Raw genomic sequence first — 19,850 nt, 5'->3', positions numbered from 1 at the left:
CACTACAGTGGGTCGGAACATTCCGTGAGCACGGAGTGGACCGCGGTGTACGCCAAGCAAGCAGCAGGGAGCCCATGACGTGCGGCCGGTAGGGAGCAAGTACCTGCTCGAGGAGCCGCTCGGACGCGGCGCCACGGGCACCGTGTGGCGAGCCCGCCAGCGGGAGACCGCGGGCGCCGAGGCGGCCGTGGCCGGACAGCCCGGCGAGACCGTCGCGATCAAGGTCCTCAAGGAGGAGCTCGCCAACGACGCCGACGTCGTGATGCGCTTCCTCCGCGAGCGCTCCGTGCTGCTGCGGCTCACCCACCCCAACATCGTCCGGGTCCGCGACCTGGTGGTCGAGGGCGATCTGCTCGCCCTGGTCATGGACCTCGTCGAGGGCCCCGACCTGCACCGCCACCTCCGCGAGAACGGCCCGTTCACCCCGGTCGCCGCGGCCCTGCTGACCGCGCAGATCGCCGACGCGCTCGGCGCCAGCCACGCCGACGGGGTGGTGCACCGCGACCTGAAGCCCGCCAACGTCCTGCTCAAGCAGCAGGGCGGCGAGATGCACCCGATGCTGACCGACTTCGGCATCGCCCGCCTCGCCGACTCCCCGGGCCTGACCCGCACCCACGAGTTCGTCGGCACGCCCGCCTACATCGCGCCCGAGTCCGCCGAGGGCCGCCCGCAGACCTCCGCCGTCGACATCTACGGCGCCGGCATCCTGCTGTACGAGCTGGTCACCGGGCGCCCGCCGTTCTCCGGCGGCTCCGCCCTGGAGGTGCTGCACCAGCACCTGAGCGCCGAACCGCGCCGCCCCTCCACCGTCCCCGACCCGCTGTGGACGGTCATCGAGCGCTGCCTGCGCAAGAACCCGGAACAGCGGCCCAGCGCCGAGAACCTGGCGCGCGGCCTGCGGGTCGTCGCCGACGGCATCGGCGTGCACGCGAACTCCGGGCAGATCGCCGCCGCCGAGAACGTCGGCGCGCTCCTCCTGCCCGACCCGGCGCCCGCCCCCGTCCCCGGTGAACCCGGCGCCGCCGACCCGACGCAGGTGCTGCCGCACGGCGCGGGCACCTACGACCCCAACGGCGCGACCAGCGTCCTGCCGCAGACCGGCGGACCGGGCGGCGCGGCCGACCCGACGGCCGTCATGCCCCCCGTGCCGCCCGGGCAGCCCGGAGCCGGCCCCGAGGACCCGCACCCCTGGCAGAACCAGCTCCGCGCGGCCCGCGACCGCAACGAGCAGACCCAGGTCCAGTACCTCGACCCGAACCAGGACCCGCTGCGCCGCCGCCCCCAGCGGCAGGTCGCCCGGCCCCCGCAGCAGCCGCCGCAGCAGCCGCCGCAGCGCCGGCAGCCGCAGCAGCCCGGCCCCGGCTACGGGTACCCGCAGCAGCACCAGCCGCAGCAGTACGCCCCGCCGCCGCAGCGGCCCCAGCAGCCGCAGCCCCAGCGGTACGCGCCGGAGCCGCAGCGCCCGGCCCGGGAGCCCCGGCCGCCCCGGCAGCGCAGCGCGAACCCGATGCGCATCCCCGGTCTGGGCTGCCTCAAGGGCTGTCTGTTCACCCTCGTCATCCTGTTCGTGGCCGGCTGGCTGATCTGGGAGCTGAGCCCGCTCCAGGACTGGATCGGCACCGGCAAGGGCTACTGGGAGCAGCTCAGCGACTGGTTCGGCTCGGTGACGGGCTGGATCGAGGACCTGGGCGGCCCCGACGAGCCCTCGGTGCCCTCCGGCTCCAACTGAGCCTGTTTGCTGATTTGTCGACATCTGAGGGCTGATTTCCGGATCCCGCGTGAAGGCCGGTGCTCCGGACGCGTAGCTTTGGCGACAACACGCGTCGGTAGGAGCAGTCTTGGCACGGAGAATCGGCAGCCGGTACACCGCCCATCAGATCCTCGGGCGGGGCAGCGCCGGCACGGTGTGGCTGGGCGACGGCCCCGACGGGCCCGTCGCCATCAAGCTGCTGCGTGAGGATCTCTCCTCGGACCAGGAGCTCGTCGGCCGCTTCGTGCAGGAGCGGACCGCGCTGCTCGGTCTGGAGCACCCGCACGTCGTCTCGGTGCGCGACCTGGTGGTCGACGGCAACGATCTCGCGCTGGTGATGGACCTGGTCCGCGGCACGGACCTGCGCACCCGCCTCGACCGGGAGCGCAGGCTGGCGCCGGAGGCCGCCGTGGCGATCGTCGCCGACGTCGCCGACGGGCTGGCCGCGGCGCACGCGGCCGGGGTCGTGCACCGCGACGTCAAGCCGGAGAACGTGCTGCTCGACATGCAGGGCCCGCTCGGCCCCGGCGGCTCGCACCGCGCCCTGCTCACGGACTTCGGCGTGGCGAAACTCATCGACACGCCGCGCCGCACCCGCGCCACGAAGATCATCGGCACTCCGGACTATCTGGCGCCGGAGATCGTGGAGGGCCTGCCGCCGCGCGCGTCGGTCGACATCTACGCGCTGGCCACGGTCCTGTACGAGCTGCTCGCGGGCTTCACGCCGTTCGGCGGCGGGCACCCGGGGGCGGTCCTGCGCCGCCACGTCACCGAGACGGTGGTCCCCCTCCCCGGCATCCCGGACGAGCTGTGGCAGCTGCTGGTGCAGTGCCTGGCGAAGGCCCCGGCGTCCCGGCTGCGCGCCTCGGAGCTGGGCGCCCGGCTGCGCGAGCTGCTGCCGATGCTGGAGGGCATGCCGCCGCTGGACGTGGACGAGCCGGACACCGAGCAGCCGGACGAGGAGGGAGAGGACCTGCCGCCCTCCGGTTCCGTCCCGGCCTCCGGGCAACCGGTACGCCGCCGCGGCGCCGTCCCGCTGGTGCCGGGGGCGAAGCCGGCCGACTCCAACCGCGACACGCATACGTCGATGAGGGTCCCGGCCCCCGACGAGCTGGCCGGCGGCGCCCGCGGCACGGCCCGCGCGCCCCGCGCGACGGGCGCCCGCAGACCGGGCTCCGCCCGCAACCGCGCCGTGACCCGCCGGCGACGCCTGACCCTGGCGGTGGCGGCGGTGCTCCTCGCCGCGGCCGGCATCGGCACCTGGCTCGCCACCACGGACGACGAGCCCCCCACCCCCGACGACACCCGCAACTCGGCCCCGGCCAACCCGTGACCCCAGGGGCACGACGCCGTGCCGGTCTCCGCCCCCGCCACGGGGACGCAAGGGCCCCGGAGCGAGGCCCCCTCCCACCCGCCTTCCCCAGCGCCGTGAGCTCGTGCCGACATGCGGCTCTGCCGCCGGGGCGGTAGGGGGCAGGCGTGGACCTCAGTCCCCCGGGGTGTCCCCGGTCAGCCCCTGTCGGCGGGCGGCTCCGCCGTGGCGGGCGGGGTGAGCAGGGGGCCGGGGGCGGCGCCCCGGGCGGCAGCCGCCACGGCGCACTGCGTGGGCCGCCCGGCGGAGCCGTTACGCTGGAGGGCGTGGCAGTCGTCGATGTATCCGAAGAGCTCAAGTCCCTCTCCTCGACCATGGAGTCGATCGAGGCCGTCCTGGACCTCGACAAGCTGAGGGCAGACATCGCCGTGCTCGAGGAGCAGGCGGCCGCGCCGTCCCTGTGGGACAACCCGGACGAGGCGCAGAAGATCACCAGCAAGCTCTCCCACCTCCAGGCCGAGGTGCGGAAGGCCGAAGGGCTGCGCGGCCGGATCGACGATCTCGCCGTGCTCTTCGAGATGGCCGAGGAGGAGGACGACCCGGACACCCGCGCGGAGGCCGAGTCCGAGCTCACCCTCGTCAAGAAGGCGCTGGACGAGATGGAGGTCCGGACGCTGCTCAGCGGCGAGTACGACTCCCGTGAGGCGCTCGTCAACATCCGCGCGGAGGCCGGTGGCGTCGACGCCGCCGACTTCGCCGAGAAGCTCCAGCGGATGTACCTGCGCTGGGCCGAGCAGCACGGCTACAAGACCGAGCTGATCGAGACCTCGTACGCGGAGGAGGCCGGCATCAAGTCGACCACCTTCTCCGTCCAGGCGCCCTACGCCTACGGCACCCTCTCCGTCGAGCAGGGCACCCACCGCCTGGTGCGCATCTCGCCCTTCGACAACCAGGGCCGCCGCCAGACCTCCTTCGCGGGCGTGGAGATCCTCCCCGTGGTCGAGCAGACCGACCACATCGAGATCGACGAGTCCGAGCTGCGCGTGGACGTCTACCGCTCCTCCGGCCCCGGCGGCCAGGGCGTGAACACCACCGACTCCGCGGTGCGGCTCACCCACCTCCCCACCGGCATCGTGGTCTCCTGCCAGAACGAGCGCTCGCAGATCCAGAACAAGGCGACCGCGATGAACGTGCTCCAGGCCAAGCTCCTCGAGCGGCGCCGCCAGGAGGAGCAGGCCAAGATGGACGCCCTCAAGGGCGACGGCGGCAACTCCTGGGGCAACCAGATGCGTTCGTACGTGCTGCACCCCTACCAGATGGTCAAGGACCTGCGCACGGAGCACGAAGTCGGTAACCCCGAGTCCGTATTCAACGGTGAGATCGACGGTTTCCTCGAGGCCGGAATTCGCTGGCGCAAGCAGCAGGAGAAGTAACTGCCGGCGCGAACGCCGCTTTGTCGACAAGGCAACTGCCGCCCCTGAGGCGGCAGTTGCCTTTTGCGTGCCGGGGATGTCCGGGATTTACATCACACTCACAGCTTCAATGTTCCGCAAAGCGCGCTTAGTTGGACATCGCGTACGCAACGGCCTTGACGTTCTTTTGGAAAATCGGAAGGGTGGAGTGTGGCATGCGTATCTCTGGGGCGCATGTGAACCGGGGGGCGTTCCACCGCAGCAGCACCCCCGTTGATCACGGCCCCGAGCGCCGCCTCATTGACGATGAGCTACTGGGGGTAGCAACCACATGACCAAGAAGACGCGGATCCGTGTCGCACGGATCGCGGCGGGCGCCGTGATCGCGGCCGGTGCCTCGCTGACGGCGGCCGGCGCGGCCTCCGCACTCGACATCGGCGTCAGCGCCTCGGCGAGCGACGAGGGCCTCGGCCTCGGTGTCAGCGCCAACGCCGGCAATGAGGACGACCCGGGCGAGGAGGAGCCCACGGACCCGCCGACCTCGATCCCGGGGGACCCGGACCCCACGGACCCGACGGACCCCACGGACCCGACCGATCCGACTGACCCCACGGACCCGACGGACCCGACCGATCCGACTGACCCCACCGACCCGACCGACCCCACGGACCCGGAGGAGCCCACCGGGGAGCCCACCGAGCCCACCGAGGAGCCCTCCGAGAACCCGGGCAACGGCAACGGCAACGGCGGCGGCAACGGTGGCGGCAACGCCGCCGACCCCGACGGCGGCGCCTCCCCGCAGGACGAGGGCTCCTCCGCCCTCACCGACACCGGCGACGAGGCCCCGGCCACCTCGGCCCAGGGCAACGGCAAGGAGCTCGCCGAGACCGGTGCCGCCGAGACCACCTTCCTGCTGATCGGCGCCGCCACGATGATCGCCGGCGGCATCGGCTTCCGGATCCTGCCGCGCCTGATGGACGGCCGCGGGGGCGCCGCCGCCTGACGGTGGCCGCCCGCGCACGCACCGTACGCGTGAGCTGAGGCGAAGGGCCCGGAGCGCAACCGCGCTCCGGGCCCTCGCTTACGTTTCGGGGCGTGTCAGACGGTCTGGTGGGCCAGCAGCGCCACCGCCGCGATCAGCACCGCGAGCAGGGCGATCAGCATCATGGGGTTCAGCCCGGCGAAGAAGTTCTCCTGCTGCAGCCGCTCACGGTTCGCGCGGCACACCGGGCACCGGCCCTCGCTCACGGGCGCGGCGCAGTTCGCGCACACCAGCCTGTCGTACGTCATGCGCTCGCCCTCCTCGCACCTGTTCCAGATGAACAACGCCCACTTCCTCGCGAACGTTCCCCTTCCACTGTGCCAGGTTCCCGCGGCTGCCGCCCGGGGCCGGAACAAAAGGGCGAACCGCTGCACAACGCCTCCGGTGCCTGCGCTCGCCTCCCCGGGTCGCGTATGGTCACGCTCATCTACCCCCGGCTACCCGTGGTGCATCCGTGATCCGATTCGACAACGTGTCCAAGGCCTACCCCAAGCAGAACCGTCCTGCGCTCAGGGATGTCTCCCTGGAAGTGGAGCGCGGCGAGTTCGTCTTCCTCGTGGGGTCCTCCGGCTCCGGAAAGTCCACCTTCCTGCGGCTGGTCCTCCGCGAGGAGCGGGCCAGCCAGGGGCAGGTGCACGTCCTGGGCAAGGATCTCGCGCGCGTCTCCAACTGGAAGGTGCCGCAGATCCGGCGCCAGCTGGGGACCGTGTTCCAGGACTTCCGCCTGCTGCCGAACAAGACGGTCGCCGAGAACGTCGCCTTCGCGCAGGAGGTCATCGGCAAGTCCCGCGGCGAGATCCGCAAGTCCGTGCCGCAGGTGCTCGACCTCGTCGGGCTCGGCGGCAAGGAGGACCGGATGCCCGGCGAGCTCTCCGGCGGTGAGCAGCAGCGCGTCGCCATCGCCCGGGCCTTCGTCAACCGGCCCAAGCTGCTCATCTGCGACGAGCCCACCGGCAACCTCGACCCGCAGACCTCCGTCGGCATCATGAAGCTGCTCGACCGGATCAACCGGACGGGCACCACCGTGGTGATGGCGACGCACGACCAGAACATCGTGGACCAGATGCGCAAGCGCGTCATCGAGCTGGAGCAGGGCCGTCTCGTCCGCGACCAGGCACGCGGCGTCTACGGCTACCAGCACTGACGCTCCACGGAAAGGCTTGATCAGACGCCATGCGCGCCCAGTTCGTCCTGTCGGAGATCGGCGTAGGTCTCCGCCGCAACCTGACGATGACCTTCGCCGTCGTCGTCTCCGTCGCCCTGTCGCTCGCCCTGTTCGGCGGGTCGCTCCTGATGAGCGACCAGGTGAACACGATGAAGGGCTACTGGTACGACAAGGTCAACGTCTCCATCTTCCTGTGCAACAAGAGCGACGCCGAGTCCGACCCCAACTGCGCCAAGGGCGCGGTGACCGACGACCAGAAGGGTCAGATCAAGTCCGACCTGGAGAAGATGACGGTCATCGACTCGGTGACGTACGAGTCGCAGGACGAGGCGTACAAGCACTACAAGGAGCAGTTCGGCGACTCCCCGCTGGCCAGCTCCCTGACGCCGGACCAGATGCAGGAGTCCTACCGCATCAAGCTGAAGGACCCGGAGAAGTACCAGGTCATCGCGACCGCCTTCAACGGGCGTGACGGCGTGCAGTCGGTGCAGGACCAGAAGGGGCTCCTGGACAACCTCTTCGAGCTGCTGGAAGGCATGAACGTCGCCGCTCTCGCGGTGATGGCGCTGATGCTGATCGTCGCCCTGATGCTGATCGTCAACACGGTGCGCGTCTCCGCGTTCAGCCGCCGCCGCGAGACCGGCATCATGCGGCTGGTAGGCGCCTCCGGCTTCTACATCCAGGCGCCCTTCATCATGGAGGCGGCCGTCGCCGGACTCATCGGCGGCATGCTCGCGTGCGGATTCCTTCTGGTCGGGCGGTACTTCCTCATCGACCACGGACTGGCCCTGTCCGAGAAGCTGACCCTGATCAGCTTCATCGGCTGGGACGCCGTCCTGACGAAGCTTCCGCTGATCCTCGCGACGAGTCTCCTGATGCCCGCGCTGGCCGCGTTCTTCGCGTTGCGCAAGTATCTGAAGGTGTGACTCTTGCCAAGAGGGGCGTGCGGTCAACGGACCGTGCGCCCCTTCGCGTTGTCCTAGACTCACCGGCATGTCAGGTCGTGCCCTGTTCTGTCAGCCCCGCCGCATCCGCCGCGGGGCCGCCCTGACCTTGGTGTTCGCGAGCGTGCTCGTCGCCGGCGCCGCCACCGGCAACCTCCCCGGGACCGAGGGCGGGACCCCGGCGGACGGGGCCCCCGCCGCTCCCTCCCGCCACCACGCCGACATCGCCGAGGCGGCCGAGGAGGCCGCCGCCGACGGCACCTCCCCCATGGAGGCCGCCCGGCGCGCCGTCAGCCGCAGCGGGGACCGCTGGGCGGCCGTCTACTCCGAGTCCGAGTACGAGGAGTTCGAGGAGGCCCTGGACGGCCGCTACACCGGCGTCGGCCTCTGGGCCCGGGAGCGGGACGGCCGTATCGAGGTGACGAAGGTCGGCGACGACACGCCCGCCGCCGACGCCGGAATCCGCGTGGGCGACCGGCTGCGCAGCGTCGACGGGGAGAAGGTCGACGGGCGGCCCGTCACCGAGGTCGTCTCGATACTGCGCGGCGAGACCACCGGCGAGCGGGCCGGCACCACCGTCCGCCTCGGTCTGGAACGCGGCAGCCGCTCGTGGCACGAGACCGTGCGCCGGGCCCGGCTCTCCCGGGACACCGTCGGCGTCCGCCGGCTGGCCTCCGGCGTCACCGTCATCAAGGTCGGCGCCTTCACCAAGGGCTCGGGCGACGAGGTCCGCACCGCCGTGCGGCAGGCCCCGGCCGGCGCCGGCCTCGTCCTGGACCTGCGGGGCAACTCCGGCGGACTGGTCGCCGAGGCGGTCACCGCGGCCTCCGCCTTCCTCGACGGCGGCCTGGTCGCCACCTACGACGTCGACGGCGAGCAGCGCGCCCTGCACGCCGAGCCGGACGGCGACACCACCAGGCCCCTGGTCGCGCTCGTCGACGGCGGGACCATGAGCGCGGCCGAGCTGCTCACCGGCGCCCTGCAGGACCGCGGACGGGCGGTCGTCGTGGGCTCCCGCACCTTCGGCAAGGGCTCCGTGCAGATGCCGACCACGCTGCCCGACGGCTCCGTCGCCGAGCTGACCGTCGGCCACTACCGCACCCCCTCCGGCCGGGGCGTCGACGGCCACGGCCTCACCCCCGACCTGGAGGCCGGGGAGGAAGAGGCGCTCCGGCGGGCCGAGACGGTCCTCGGCGGACTCGGCCGGTAGGCCACCGGCGATAATCGGCTTCCCGCCGACCCCCTCCGTAGTGCGAAAATGGGCGGCACTATGGCTAAGGAAAAAGGGCGCAAGCTGATCGCGCAGAACAAGAAGGCGCGGCACGACTACCTCATCATCGACACCTACGAGGCCGGCCTGGTCCTCACCGGCACCGAGGTGAAGTCCCTGCGCCAGGGACGGGCGTCGCTGGTGGACGGCTTCGTCCAGCTGGACGACCACGAGGCGTGGCTGCACAACGTGCACGTGCCGGAGTACAGCCAGGGCACCTGGACCAACCACAGCGCGCGGCGCAAGCGCAAGCTGCTGCTGCACCGCGAGGAGATCGACAAGCTCGAGTCCAAGTCGCAGGAGACGGGGCACACCATCGTGCCGCTCGCCCTGTACTTCAAGGACGGCCGTGCGAAGGTCGAGATCGCGCTGGCCAAGGGCAAGAAGGAGTACGACAAGCGGCAGACGCTCCGCGAGAAGCAGGACCGGCGCGAGACCGAGAAGGCGATCTCCGCGGTCCGCAGGAAGCAGCGCGCCTAGGCACCGCCGAGGGCGCGGGAATACGCTGGCACCGACCCGCGTTGGTCACGTACGATGGCGACAGCACCTCACAGCGGGTGCGAGCCCCCTCTCCGGAGGGTTTTGAAAAATCAACATGGGGATGATCGGTTTCGACAGCGGCTGTCGAAGCAGGGGAAGCGTGTCGAGGAAGCGGCCATGATCTCGTAAACCACAGGCCGAAAAAAATAATCGCCAATTCCAAGCGATCCATCTCCCAGGGCGAGCTCGCCCTCGCTGCCTGATCTTCAGGTAGCGAGCAGCGGCTCCCCTACTTAAGGGAGTGTCAGCCCGGGGATGTTCCCGACCCGGATCCTGGCATCATCTAGGGGACTAAACCTTGATCCTGGTCACGGGGTGAAGAGGGAAACCACACAGTGACTGGGCCCGTCGGAGACTTGTCGGCGTGATCTCCGGGGCCGAGAAAAGCACAGCCGACTGCACACGGAGAAGCCCTGGTTCCGCACCGTTGGACGCGGGTTCGATTCCCGCCATCTCCACTCATCCCATGTGGGCAGAGGCCCCGTCGCTGGTAGCGGCGGGGCCTCTGTCATGCGGCCACATGATCGAGCTTGGCGATGTGGGGACCACACCCATATCGACCGGTGGTTCACGGTTCTACCTTCGCTCTCCATGACACAGACCAGAGCCGCACTACGCCCCACCGTGCTGACGGCCCTCCTGGCCGCCCTCCTCTCCGTCCTGCTGACCCCCACCCCCGCCTCGGCCGCCTCCCTCCAGGAGGTCACCGGCTTCGGCAGCAACCCGGGCGCCCTGAAGATGTACCGGTACGTCCCCGACGGGCTGCCCGCGGGCCGGCCCGTGGTGGTCGCCCTGCACGGCTGCACCCAGAACGCCGCCGGCTACGCCACCGGCACCGGCTGGACGACGCTCGCCGACCGCTGGGGCTTCTCCGTCGTGCTGCCCCAGCAGCAGAGCGGCAACAACTCCAGCCAGTGCTTCAACTGGTTCCAGGACGCCGACATCCGGCGCGGGCAGGGAGAGGCCGCCTCCGTCGCCCAGATGGTCGACCGGCAGCTCGCCGACGTCTCCGGGAACGCCTCGCGCGTGTACGTCACCGGCCTGTCCGCCGGCGGCGGGATGACCGCCGTGATGATGGCCGCCTACCCGGAGAAGTTCGCCGCGGGCGGCGTCGTCGCCGGGCTGCCCTACGGGTGCGCGCAGGCCGCCGGATCACCGTTCGTGTGCATGTACGTCGGCGCCACCCAGACCCCGGCCCAGTGGGGCGACCGGGTGCGCGCCGCGCGGCCCGGGTACACCGGCCCCTGGCCCGCCCTCACCGTCCTGCACGGCACGGCCGACTACACGGTGAAGCCGGTCAACATGACCGACCTGGTCGAGCAGTGGACCGATGTGCAGGGCGCCGACCGGACCGCCGACGTCAGCGACACCGTCGCCGGACACCCGCACCAGATCTTCCGCGGCCCGGACGGGAAGGCGGTCGTCGAGACGTACAGCATCGACGGCATGGGGCACGGCCAGCCCGTCGACCCGGGCAGCGGGACCGAGCAGTGCGGGACGGCCGGGGCGTACTTCCTGGACGTCGGCCTGTGCGCCGCCCACCGGCTCGGGAAGGCCTGGCAGCTGGGCTGAACCGGTGCGTCACGCCCCGCGCGGTGCCGTGCTCGCCCGTTCCGTCAGCCGGGGCGGCAGCAGGGTCGCCCCGGGTACGGGGGCGCCGGACAGCTTCCGTACCAGCAGGTGCACCGCGCGGGTGCTCAGCTCCGCCGACGGCACGGCGACCGAGGTGACCGGGACGCGGGCCGACGCGGCGAGCGGGGACGGGCAGACGGCGGTCAGGGACAGATCGCCGGGGATGCTCAGCCCCAGCCGCTCGAAGGCGTCGATCAGCGGGTCGAGCAGCGGTTCGTTGTGCACGACCACCCCGGTCAGCGCGGGCAGCTCGCGCACCAGCCGCTCGGCGATCGCGCGGGCGGCGTCCCGGCCGGTCCCGCACGGGTGTACGGCGCAGGTGAGCCCGTGCCGGTGGGCCGCGGAGGTGAACCCCTCCACGAGGCGCCGCGCGAACGCGGTCCGCCGCACGTACACCTCCGGGGGCGAACCGACCAGCGCCACCACCCGGTGCCCCAGCCGCGCCAGATGGCCCACGCACAGCTCGCCGGCCGCCCGGAAATCCAGATCGACGCAGGTGAGTCCGTCCGGCTCGGCCGGCACGCCGATCAGCACGGACGGTAAGCCGCGCGACCGCAGCAACGGCAGCCGCGGGTCCTGGAGCTGTACGTCCATCACGATCACCGCGTCCGCGAGCCCCGTGTCCGCGGCGCGCCGGAGCGCCTCCTCGCCCTCCCCCTCGGTGAGCAGCAGGACGTCGTGGTCATGGGCGCGGGCGGCCGTCACCACCGACACCGCGAACTGCGTCACCACCGGCACATGGACGCCGGAGCGCATCGGGACCGCCAGGGCCAGCACCTTCGTCCGGCGGCCGGCCGGGGAGCGGCCGCCGCCGTCGGCGCGGTAGCCCAGCTCACGGACGGCCGCCTGGACGCGCAGCCGGGTGGCGTCGGAGATCGGACGCTTGCCGCTCAGCGCGTAGGAGACGGTGCTCGGGGAGACCCCGGCGCGCCGGGCCACATCCGTGATCTTCACCATCGGGGGTCCTCACTGGCACTGTCCGTGGGGGGATAGAAAGCGGTTTCGAAGCGCTTCGACGGGTGAAGGTATGTGCGGGACCTGTGCGCGTCAATGGGCCGGGCGGAAATCGGTGGAGCGGTTCGACGGCCCGAACCGGAAGGCCGCCAGACAGACGAGCAGGGCGGTCGCCGCCGCCGTCACCGGCACGCCGTATCCGGCCGCCGCCGAGACGTGCTCCACCGTCCAGCCGCCGGCCGCGCTGCCGCAGGCGATCCCGCCGAGCAGCCCGGTCACCGCGAGCGTCATCCCCTCGTTCAGCCGGCCCTCGGGCGTGTACCGCTGGACCAGGGTCATCGTCGTCACCATCGTCGGGGCGGTCGCCATCCCGGCGACCAGCAGCGCCCCCGCCAGCACCAGGAGCGAGCCGGTCAGACCGGCCGCCAGCAGCGGCAGCGTCATCAGCGCGGCCATCGCCGCCAGGCACCACGGCAGCCGTGCCCGCGCGGACCCCGCCGGGCGCACCGCCCCGTACAGCAGTCCCGCCGCACAGGAACCGGCCGCCTGCAGCGCGAGCACCGCGCCGGACGCCGCGTGGTGCCCCGACGCGTCCGCGAAGGCGATGGTGACGACCTCCATCGAGCCGAACACCGCTCCCGTCGCGAGGCAGACCAGCAGCAGCGGACGCATCCCCGGCGCGCGGAAGGGCGCCCGCGCGGTGGAACGCCGCCCGGCCGGCGGCTCGGTCGAGCGCTGCGCGGTGAACAGCGCCACGCCCGTCAGCAGCAGCACGGCGCCCACCAGCGTGCCCGCCTCGGGGAAGAACGTCGCGCACAGGAAGGCCGCGAGCACCGGGCCGAGCATGAAGCACAGTTCGTCGGCGGCCTGCTCGAACGAGTTCGCGGTGTGCAGGGCCTCGGCGTCGCCCTTCAGCAGATGGGCCCAGCGGGCCCGGGACATCCCGCCGGTGTTGGGGGTGGTGGCGGTCGCGGCGTAGCAGGCGAACAGGGTCCAGTCGGGGGCGCCGTGACGCACGCAGAGCAGTAGCGCCAGCGAGCCGAGCACGGCGAACACGGTGGCCGGCAGGGCGATCCGGGCCTGCCCGTACCTGTCGACCAGGCGCGCGGTCCACGGGGCGACCACCGCGGTGGCCGCCAGGCCCGTCGCGGTGACGGCGCCGGCCAGCGCGTACGACCCCCGCGTCCCGGCGATCATCACGACGGCGCTCACGCTGAGCATGCCCATCGGCAGCCGCGCGATGAGGTTGCCGGCCGTGAACGCGCGGGCGCCGGGCAGATCGAAGAGACGGCGGTACGGACCCTTCGGGCGGGGCGCGGAGGGCCCGCGCGGACGGAAGTCGGCGACGACCAGGGTGTCGGCGGTCACGGTGAGCAGGGGAGTGTCCGGGGAGGTCGGCTGAGGCATGGCCCCACCGTCACCCGTGGCCGTGCCGCCGGTCCAACACCTTCCCGGTGCCGATTGACGCACCCGTGTTGTAAGTTCGCCCGGTGCCCGCCCACCTCGACCCCCGTCTGCTCCGCGCCTTCGTGACCGTCGCCGCGGAGCTGCACTTCACCCGGGCCGCCGCCCGCCTCTACGTCGCCCAGCAGGCCCTCAGCAGGGACGTACGGCGACTGGAACGCGAACTGGGCAGCGAACTGTTCGTCCGGACCACCCGCCAGGTGACGCTCACCGCCGACGGTGAGCGCCTGCTGCCGTACGCCCACGCCGTGCTCCAGGCGCAGGACGACCTCCTCGCCGCCGCCGGACAGACCCGGCCCCTGCTGGTCGACCTCAACTCCCCGGGCCTGCCGACCCCGCGCCGGGTGCTGCACCGCGCCCGCGAACTCGCCCCCGGCCACGAACTGATGGCCCGCTACGAGAGCGGCCTGACCGGCGCGGCGGAGCAACTCCTCGCCGGGCGCCTCGACGCGTCCTTCGGACGGTTCGCGGGGCTCGCCCCCGCCCTGCGGTCCGGACTCGGCCACCAGCCCGTGCGCTACGAGCCGATGGCGCTCGTACTGCCCGAGGACCACCTCCTGGCCGCGCGGGCCGAGGTGCCGCTGGCCGCGCTTGCCGGCGAGACGGTGTACGCGGGGGCCGGAAACCCTCGCACACCTGAGTGGACGGACCTCGCCCGGTCACTGTTCGAGGGCCGGGACATCGCCCTCGCGCCGCCCGCGCCACTGGCCGTCGGGGACGAGGAGTTCCAGCGGATCATGGCGAGAACGCGTCATCCGATCCTCGCCGTGGTCGATTTTCCGCCACTGCCCTCGACGGTGCTACGCCCTCTCGTGGACCCGGTCCCGCTGTCGCCGGTGTCCCTGGTGTGGCGAAAAGGGCTGGTTCATCCCGGCCTGGACGCACTGCGGCGGGCCGCGGCCCTGGTCGCGGAGGAGGAGGGCTGGCTGCGGCAGTCCCCGGAGTGCTGGCTTCCCGATCGGGACACCGCGGTGATGGCGGTGCCATGATGTCTCACTCCTGATACGAATGGCAGCGCGGCAAACACAAAACCTCCGCGTGCGCTACATTCATTGCCCGAGCACAGTGTGATAAGCGGGGCGCTCGGAGCGGGTGGGGGCCCGGTCCGCCGGCGGGTGCTCAAGTCGTACGCGCGCCGGAACTGTCCTGTGGGGGGAAGTGCGTGCGCGTGGAAAACTGGCGAGAAGACGCCCAACCGGAACGGCCGGACTCCGCCGGGAGGTTCGGGCGGAACGCCGAGGACGAGAACCTGCGGGAGACGCGGGTCCTCCCCCTGAGCGACAAGCCCGGCGCGACAGCCGGCGCGGACACCCGCGTGGCCGATTCCGGCCCCGGCTCCCTCGACGACCGCTGGGCCCGCCTCGGAGTCTTCCCCGGCGGAAACGACCGGACCGAGGTCCTGCCCGAGACTCCCCGCCGCCCGGATCCCGCCGCACGGGCCGGGGCGGCGGGTGACGCCCGCCACGCGTCGGGCGGGGATCGCCCGGGCTCGTTCGCCGGTCGGGCCCACACGTCCTGGGACGCCGACCGGACCGAAGTCCTGCCCGAAGCTGCCGGGCGGGCCGGGGCGGCTGGTGAGGCGCGTCATGGGTCGGGTGCGGACCGCCCGGGTTCGTTCGGGGGTCGGGGCACCGCTTCCTGGGACGCTGACCGGACCGAGGTGCTGCCCGAAGCTGCCCGCCGTCCGGATCCCGCTGCGCGGGCCGGGGCGGCTGGTGACGGCCGGGACCCAGCGGCACAGGATGGTCCGGACGGTGTCTGGGACACCGAGCGCACCACCGCCCTGCGCATCCCCCGCCCCTCCGAGGCCCGGCGGCCGTCGCCCGCCCCGGCGACGGCGCCCCAGGGCCCTTCCGGCCCCGGCTTCCCGACGGCCGCCCGCACTCCCGCCCGTGACCCCTGGCAGGAGGAGGCGGGCGACTCCGGCGAGGCCACCCACGACCCGCACGAGGTGACGGTCCAGCTCGACTCCGTACAGATAGGCGAAGGCCTGGAGCTGCGCCGCTCGCAGGGCGGGCCGAGCACGGGACAGGACGCCGCCGGGCCGGTATTCGTCGACGAGTCCGGGCGGCGCAGCCGGCTCTACCGCCGTATCGGCATGGCCGTCGGCCTCGCCTGCGCCGGCTATGCCGTCGTGATGGTCGCCACCCTGCTGTCCGGCAACTCCGACGCCCCCTGGATGCCCGTCCCCGGCCAGGAGAACAAGCCCGCCGGGAAGGTGGAGACCACCCCGCAGCCGGCCGACGACACGGACACCACGCCCGGCTCCGGCAGCAGCCTCGACCCCGACGCCACGCCGAGCACCGGCGCTCCCACCGAGCCCGGGCCCGACGCCACCGCCCCCGCGACCGGCGGCGGCACCGGCGCCGGGGGGCAGCCGGACACCGACCCGACACCGACGTCACCCGGACAGAACCCCTCCCAGCCGGCCACCGGCGGCGGCTCCGCCACCACCGAGCCCTCGGCCGAGACCCCGGTCACGCCGAGCACCGACCCGTCGGTACCCGCCGACCCCGACCCCGTGAGCAGCGCCCCCGCGACGGGCGGCGGCGGTGAACCCGCCGGTACCGACGACGTCGCCGGTGCCCCCGCCGAACGGCCCGTCGTCGCCGCCGACGGCTCCGCCGCGCAGCCGGACTCGTCCACCACCCCCACCGCACCGTCCTCGGAGAACGTCGTCTGATGGCATCCCGTTCCCACCGTCACCGGGCCGCCCGCCAGGCCCGTGACGGAGCCCCGCGCCGCCGCGTGCCCCTGCGCCTGCTGCTCCCGCTGCTCGTCCTCGTCGCCCTGGCGGCGATGCTCATGCTGCGCGGCTACGTGCACAGCGAGATCCTCGCCGACCACCGCATACAGAAGCCCGCGCCCACCACCGAGGTGCCGAAGAAGATCCTCGAGGGCGGCCCGGTCATCGACGCCCGCGCCGGCGCGACGCAGAGCCTCAGCGTGCCCGACCACCGCCTCGTGCTCACCTTCGACGACGGCCCGGACCCGGAGTGGACGCCGAAGGTCCTCGACGTGCTGAAGAAGCACGACGCGCACGCCGTCTTCTTCGTCACCGGCACCATGGCCTCCCGCTACCCGGACCTCGTGAAGCGCATGGTCGACGAGGGCCACGAGATCGGCCTGCACACCTTCAACCACCCCGACCTCGCCCTCCAGTCCACCAAGCGCATCGACTGGGAGCTGTCGCAGAACCAGCTGGCCATCACCGGCGCGGCCGGCATCCGCACCTCCCTCTTCCGGCCGCCGTACTCCTCCTTCTCCGCCGCCATGGACAACGAGTCCTGGCCGGTCACCCAGTACATCGGCAGCCGCGGCTACCTCACCGTCGTCAACAACACCGACAGCGAGGACTGGAAGCGCCCCGGCGTCGCCGAGATCATCCGCCGCGCCACCCCGCACGGCGGCAAGGGCGCCATCGTCCTGATGCACGACTCCGGCGGCGACCGCAGCCAGACCGTCGCCGCGCTCGACACCTTTCTGCCCGACCTGAAGGCCAAGGGCTACGAGTTCGACAACCTCACCGAGGCCCTGGACGCGCCCAGCGCGCACAGCCCGGTCACCGGCGCCGAACTCTGGAAGGGCAAGGCGTGGATCTTCCTGGTCCAGGCCTCGGAGAAGATCACCGACGTGCTGGTGGTCGGCCTCGCGATCATCGGCACCCTGGTCATCGGCCGCTTCGTGCTGATGCTCCTCCTCTCTGGCGCCCACGCCCGCCGGGTCCGCCGCAAGAGCTTCCGCTGGGGCCCGCCGGTCGGCGAACCGGTGACGGTGCTGGTCCCGGCGTACAACGAGGCCAAGTGCATTGAGAACACCGTCCGTTCCCTGATGGCGAGCGACCACCCGATCGAGGTGCTCGTCATCGACGACGGTTCCACCGACGGCACCGCCCGCATCGTCGAGGCGATGGGCCTGCCCAATGTGCGGGTCATCCGCCAGCTCAACGCCGGCAAGCCGGCCGCGCTCAACCGGGGCCTGGCGAACGCCCGTTACGACATCGTCGTGATGATGGACGGCGACACGGTCTTCGAGACGTCCACCGTCCGCGAACTCGTCCAGCCCTTCGGCGACCCCCGGGTCGGCGCCGTCGCGGGCAACGCGAAGGTCGGCAACAAGGACAGCCTCATCGGCGCCTGGCAGCACATCGAGTACGTGATGGGCTTCAACCTCGACCGCCGCATGTACGACATCCTCGGCTGCATGCCGACCATCCCCGGCGCGGTCGGCGCCTTCCGCCGCTCCGCCCTGGAGCCCTTCGGCGGCATGAGCGACGACACCCTCGCCGAGGACACCGACGTCACCATGGCGCTGCACCGGGCCGGCTGGCGCGTGGTCTACGCCGAGAACGCCCGCGCCTGGACCGAGGCCCCGGAGACGGTCCAGCAGCTGTGGTCCCAGCGCTACCGCTGGTCGTACGGCACCATGCAGGCCATCTGGAAGCACCGCCGCGCGGTGATCGAGAAGGGCCCCTCGGGCCGCTTCGGCCGCGTCGGCCTGCCCTTCGTCTCCCTGTTCATGGTCGTGGCCCCGCTGCTGGCCCCGCTGATCGACGTCTTCCTGCTCTACGGCATCGTCTTCGGCCCGACCCAGAAGACGATCGTGGCCTGGCTGGGCGTCCTGGCCATCCAGGCGGTCTGCGCGGCGTACGCCTTCCGCCTCGACCGCGAACGCATGACCCATCTGATCTCGCTGCCGCTGCAGCAGATCCTCTACCGCCAACTCATGTACGTCGTGCTGCTCCAGTCCTGGATCACCGCACTCACCGGCGGCCGCCTGCGCTGGCAGAAGCTGCGGCGCACCGGCGTCGTCGAGGCGCCGGTCGGCGGAGCGGTGCCGCGCCAGCGTGCGCAGCGCAGCGATGATCGGAGGCCCGTGGCATGACCCACGGATACACGACCGGCACGGGCATGAACCCGGAACCGGCGGGCACGTACGGAACGCCGTACACGGTCCCCCAGCAGCGTACGACCGAGCCCGCACCCGAGCCGGCTCCCGCCCCGGCGCCCAAGAAGCCGGGCCGCGACCGGTACCTGGACCTGCTGCGGTCCATCGCCCTGGTCCGCGTCGTGGTGTACCACCTCTTCGGCTGGGCCTGGCTGACGGTGCTGTTCCCGTCGATGGGCGTGATGTTCGCGCTGGCGGGCTCGCTGATGGCGCGTTCGCTGAAGCGTCCGGCGGCGGGCGTGATCCGCAGCCGTGTCCGTCGGCTCCTACCGCCCCTGTGGGTGTTCTCCGCGGTCGTGCTGGCGATGATGTTCGCCAACGGCTGGAACCCGTCCGAGGACCCGGACCACGGGGGCACCTGGGGCCTGATCGAGCTGTTCAACTACATCGTCCCGATCGGCGCACCGCCCTACCCGTGGCAGATCGGCTCGAAGTCCGGACTGCTGGAGGACACCTGGGCGGTGCAGGCCGCGGGCGTCCTGTGGTACCTCCGCGCCTATCTGTGGTTCGTCATCGCGTCGCCCCTGCTGCTCTGGCTGTTCCGCAAGGCACCCTGGCCGACACTGCTCGCACCGCTCGGCCTGACGGCGATCGTCGGCACGGGCCTGGTGACCATCCCCGGCGAGACGGGCAACGCGGTCTCCGACTTCGCGGTCTACGGCGGCTGCTGGGTGCTGGGCTTCGCCCACCACGACGGCCTGCTGAAGCAGATCCCGAGATACGTCTCCGTCTCCTGCGCCTCCCTGATCATGGCCTTCGGCCTGTGGTGGGCCTCGAACCACCTGGGCCCCGACGGCTGGGACCTCAACGACATCCCGCTGGCCCAGGCCACCTGGTCGTTCGGCTTCGTGGTGATCCTGCTCCAGTACTCCCCGTCCTGGCAGGAACTCCCCGGCCGCCTGGCGAAGTGGGACAAGCTGGTGACCCTCTCCAACAACCGCGCGGTCACCATCTACCTGTGGCACAACCTGCTGATCATGGCGACGGTCCCGATCATCGACCTGGCCTACGAACTCCCGTTCATGCAGAGCGAACGCGCGGTCGCCGCCCTCGACGGCGCGTACACCATCTGGATGTTCGCCCTGGTCTGGCCCCTGATCGGCCTGATGGTCCTGGCCGTCGGCTGGGTCGAGGACATCGCGGCGAAGCGCAAGCCGAGACTGTGGCCCAACGGCGCCAAGACCGACCGCCCGCGGACGAGCACCGGGTCCCACCGGGGCTGAACCGCCACACGACCGGAGGCGCCCCCGACGGTCACTTCGTGATGTGCGTGAGGAAGGTGACCCACGTGGTGGGGGAGAAGCCCAGCCGGGGGCCGGACGTGTCCTTCGAGTCGCGTATGAGGACGGTGGCCGGGGTGGTGGCGAGTTCGACGCAGTTGGAGGCGTTCAGCCGACACAACCACGCCACCGTGCGGC

The 19,850-nt window shown here is 72.0% G+C and carries 17 protein-coding genes and 1 other RNA gene; 14 read left to right on the top strand and 4 right to left on the bottom strand.

Going from position 1 to position 19,850, the window contains the following annotated elements:
• Nucleotides 1-79: 79 nt before the first annotated feature.
• The 4 genes from CNQ36_RS13620 (at nt 80) to CNQ36_RS13605 (ending at nt 5,477) form a co-directional block, all read left to right on the top strand.
• Nucleotides 80-1,729: a serine/threonine-protein kinase gene (locus tag CNQ36_RS13620; RefSeq protein ID WP_121546200.1), complete on the top strand. Its 1,650-nt coding sequence runs from the start codon at nt 80-82 to the stop codon at nt 1,727-1,729.
• A 109-nt stretch (nt 1,730-1,838) separates the two neighbouring features.
• A complete protein-coding gene (locus CNQ36_RS13615) occupies nt 1,839-3,083 on the top strand; it encodes a serine/threonine-protein kinase (RefSeq protein ID WP_121546199.1) in 1,245 nt (414 codons plus the stop codon).
• A 305-nt stretch (nt 3,084-3,388) separates the two neighbouring features.
• A complete protein-coding gene (prfB, locus tag CNQ36_RS13610) occupies nt 3,389-4,495 on the top strand; it encodes a peptide chain release factor 2 (protein ID WP_121546198.1) in 1,107 nt (368 codons plus the stop codon).
• Between the two features lie 310 nt (nt 4,496-4,805).
• Nucleotides 4,806-5,477 (top strand): LPXTG cell wall anchor domain-containing protein, encoded by a 672-nt coding sequence (locus CNQ36_RS13605; protein WP_121546197.1) that lies wholly within the window; start codon nt 4,806-4,808, stop codon nt 5,475-5,477.
• A 95-nt stretch (nt 5,478-5,572) separates the two neighbouring features.
• On the opposite strand, the gene CNQ36_RS13600 is transcribed toward CNQ36_RS13605, so the two are convergent.
• Nucleotides 5,573-5,764 carry a hypothetical protein gene (locus CNQ36_RS13600; RefSeq protein ID WP_004930749.1) on the bottom strand — a complete coding sequence of 64 codons (192 nt, stop codon included), beginning with the start codon at nt 5,762-5,764 and terminating at the stop codon, nt 5,573-5,575.
• A 206-nt stretch (nt 5,765-5,970) separates the two neighbouring features.
• Between CNQ36_RS13600 and ftsE the strand changes: the two genes are divergently transcribed.
• The 6 genes from ftsE (at nt 5,971) to CNQ36_RS13570 (ending at nt 11,007) form a co-directional block, all read left to right on the top strand.
• The gene (gene ftsE / locus CNQ36_RS13595; RefSeq protein WP_004930751.1) at nt 5,971-6,660 is read left to right on the top strand and encodes a cell division ATP-binding protein FtsE; all 690 of its coding nucleotides are present in this window, start codon (nt 5,971-5,973) and stop codon (nt 6,658-6,660) included.
• Nucleotides 6,661-6,689: 29 nt separating this feature from the next.
• On the top strand, nt 6,690-7,607 hold the full coding sequence (gene ftsX, locus CNQ36_RS13590; RefSeq protein ID WP_004930754.1) for a permease-like cell division protein FtsX: 918 nt from the start codon (nt 6,690-6,692) through the stop codon (nt 7,605-7,607).
• Between the two features lie 67 nt (nt 7,608-7,674).
• The gene (locus tag CNQ36_RS13585; RefSeq protein ID WP_206278453.1) at nt 7,675-8,835 is read left to right on the top strand and encodes a S41 family peptidase; all 1,161 of its coding nucleotides are present in this window, start codon (nt 7,675-7,677) and stop codon (nt 8,833-8,835) included.
• A 60-nt stretch (nt 8,836-8,895) separates the two neighbouring features.
• On the top strand, nt 8,896-9,375 hold the full coding sequence (gene smpB / locus CNQ36_RS13580; RefSeq protein WP_004930759.1) for an SsrA-binding protein SmpB: 480 nt from the start codon (nt 8,896-8,898) through the stop codon (nt 9,373-9,375).
• Nucleotides 9,376-9,492: 117 nt separating this feature from the next.
• Nucleotides 9,493-9,896, top strand: a transfer-messenger RNA (tmRNA) gene (ssrA, locus tag CNQ36_RS13575).
• 130 nt (nt 9,897-10,026) lie between these two features.
• Nucleotides 10,027-11,007, top strand: a complete 981-nt coding sequence (locus CNQ36_RS13570; protein ID WP_176117386.1) for an extracellular catalytic domain type 1 short-chain-length polyhydroxyalkanoate depolymerase — start codon at nt 10,027-10,029, stop codon at nt 11,005-11,007.
• 9 nt (nt 11,008-11,016) lie between these two features.
• On the opposite strand, the gene CNQ36_RS13565 is transcribed toward CNQ36_RS13570, so the two are convergent.
• Nucleotides 11,017-12,024: a LacI family DNA-binding transcriptional regulator gene (locus CNQ36_RS13565; protein WP_121546194.1), complete on the bottom strand. Its 1,008-nt coding sequence runs from the start codon at nt 12,022-12,024 to the stop codon at nt 11,017-11,019.
• A gap of 90 nt (nt 12,025-12,114) precedes the next feature.
• On the bottom strand, nt 12,115-13,428 hold the full coding sequence (locus CNQ36_RS13560; RefSeq protein WP_121546193.1) for an MFS transporter: 1,314 nt from the start codon (nt 13,426-13,428) through the stop codon (nt 12,115-12,117).
• An 83-nt stretch (nt 13,429-13,511) separates the two neighbouring features.
• Here CNQ36_RS13560 and CNQ36_RS13555 point away from each other — a divergent pair, with 83 nt between their 5' ends.
• The 4 genes from CNQ36_RS13555 (at nt 13,512) to CNQ36_RS13540 (ending at nt 19,655) form a co-directional block, all read left to right on the top strand.
• On the top strand, nt 13,512-14,474 hold the full coding sequence (locus CNQ36_RS13555; protein ID WP_121546192.1) for a LysR family transcriptional regulator: 963 nt from the start codon (nt 13,512-13,514) through the stop codon (nt 14,472-14,474).
• 179 nt (nt 14,475-14,653) lie between these two features.
• Nucleotides 14,654-16,168: a hypothetical protein gene (locus CNQ36_RS13550; RefSeq protein ID WP_121546191.1), complete on the top strand. Its 1,515-nt coding sequence runs from the start codon at nt 14,654-14,656 to the stop codon at nt 16,166-16,168.
• On the top strand, nt 16,168-18,369 hold the full coding sequence (locus tag CNQ36_RS13545; protein WP_121546190.1) for a bifunctional polysaccharide deacetylase/glycosyltransferase family 2 protein: 2,202 nt from the start codon (nt 16,168-16,170) through the stop codon (nt 18,367-18,369). The genes CNQ36_RS13550 and CNQ36_RS13545 overlap by 1 nt, the downstream gene beginning before the upstream one ends.
• On the top strand, nt 18,366-19,655 hold the full coding sequence (locus CNQ36_RS13540; protein ID WP_121546189.1) for an acyltransferase family protein: 1,290 nt from the start codon (nt 18,366-18,368) through the stop codon (nt 19,653-19,655). The genes CNQ36_RS13545 and CNQ36_RS13540 overlap by 4 nt, the downstream gene beginning before the upstream one ends.
• Before the next feature lie 31 nt (nt 19,656-19,686).
• Here the strand turns inward: CNQ36_RS13540 and CNQ36_RS13535 are convergent, their stop codons facing one another.
• Nucleotides 19,687-19,842, bottom strand: a complete 156-nt coding sequence (locus tag CNQ36_RS13535; protein ID WP_121546188.1) for a DUF397 domain-containing protein — start codon at nt 19,840-19,842, stop codon at nt 19,687-19,689.
• Between the last annotated feature and the right edge of the window lie 8 nt (nt 19,843-19,850).

It is taken from the genome of Streptomyces fungicidicus (genome assembly GCF_003665435.1).
Taxonomy (GTDB): domain Bacteria; phylum Actinomycetota; class Actinomycetes; order Streptomycetales; family Streptomycetaceae; genus Streptomyces; species Streptomyces fungicidicus.
This window is presented reverse-complemented; position numbering and strand designations above follow the sequence as displayed.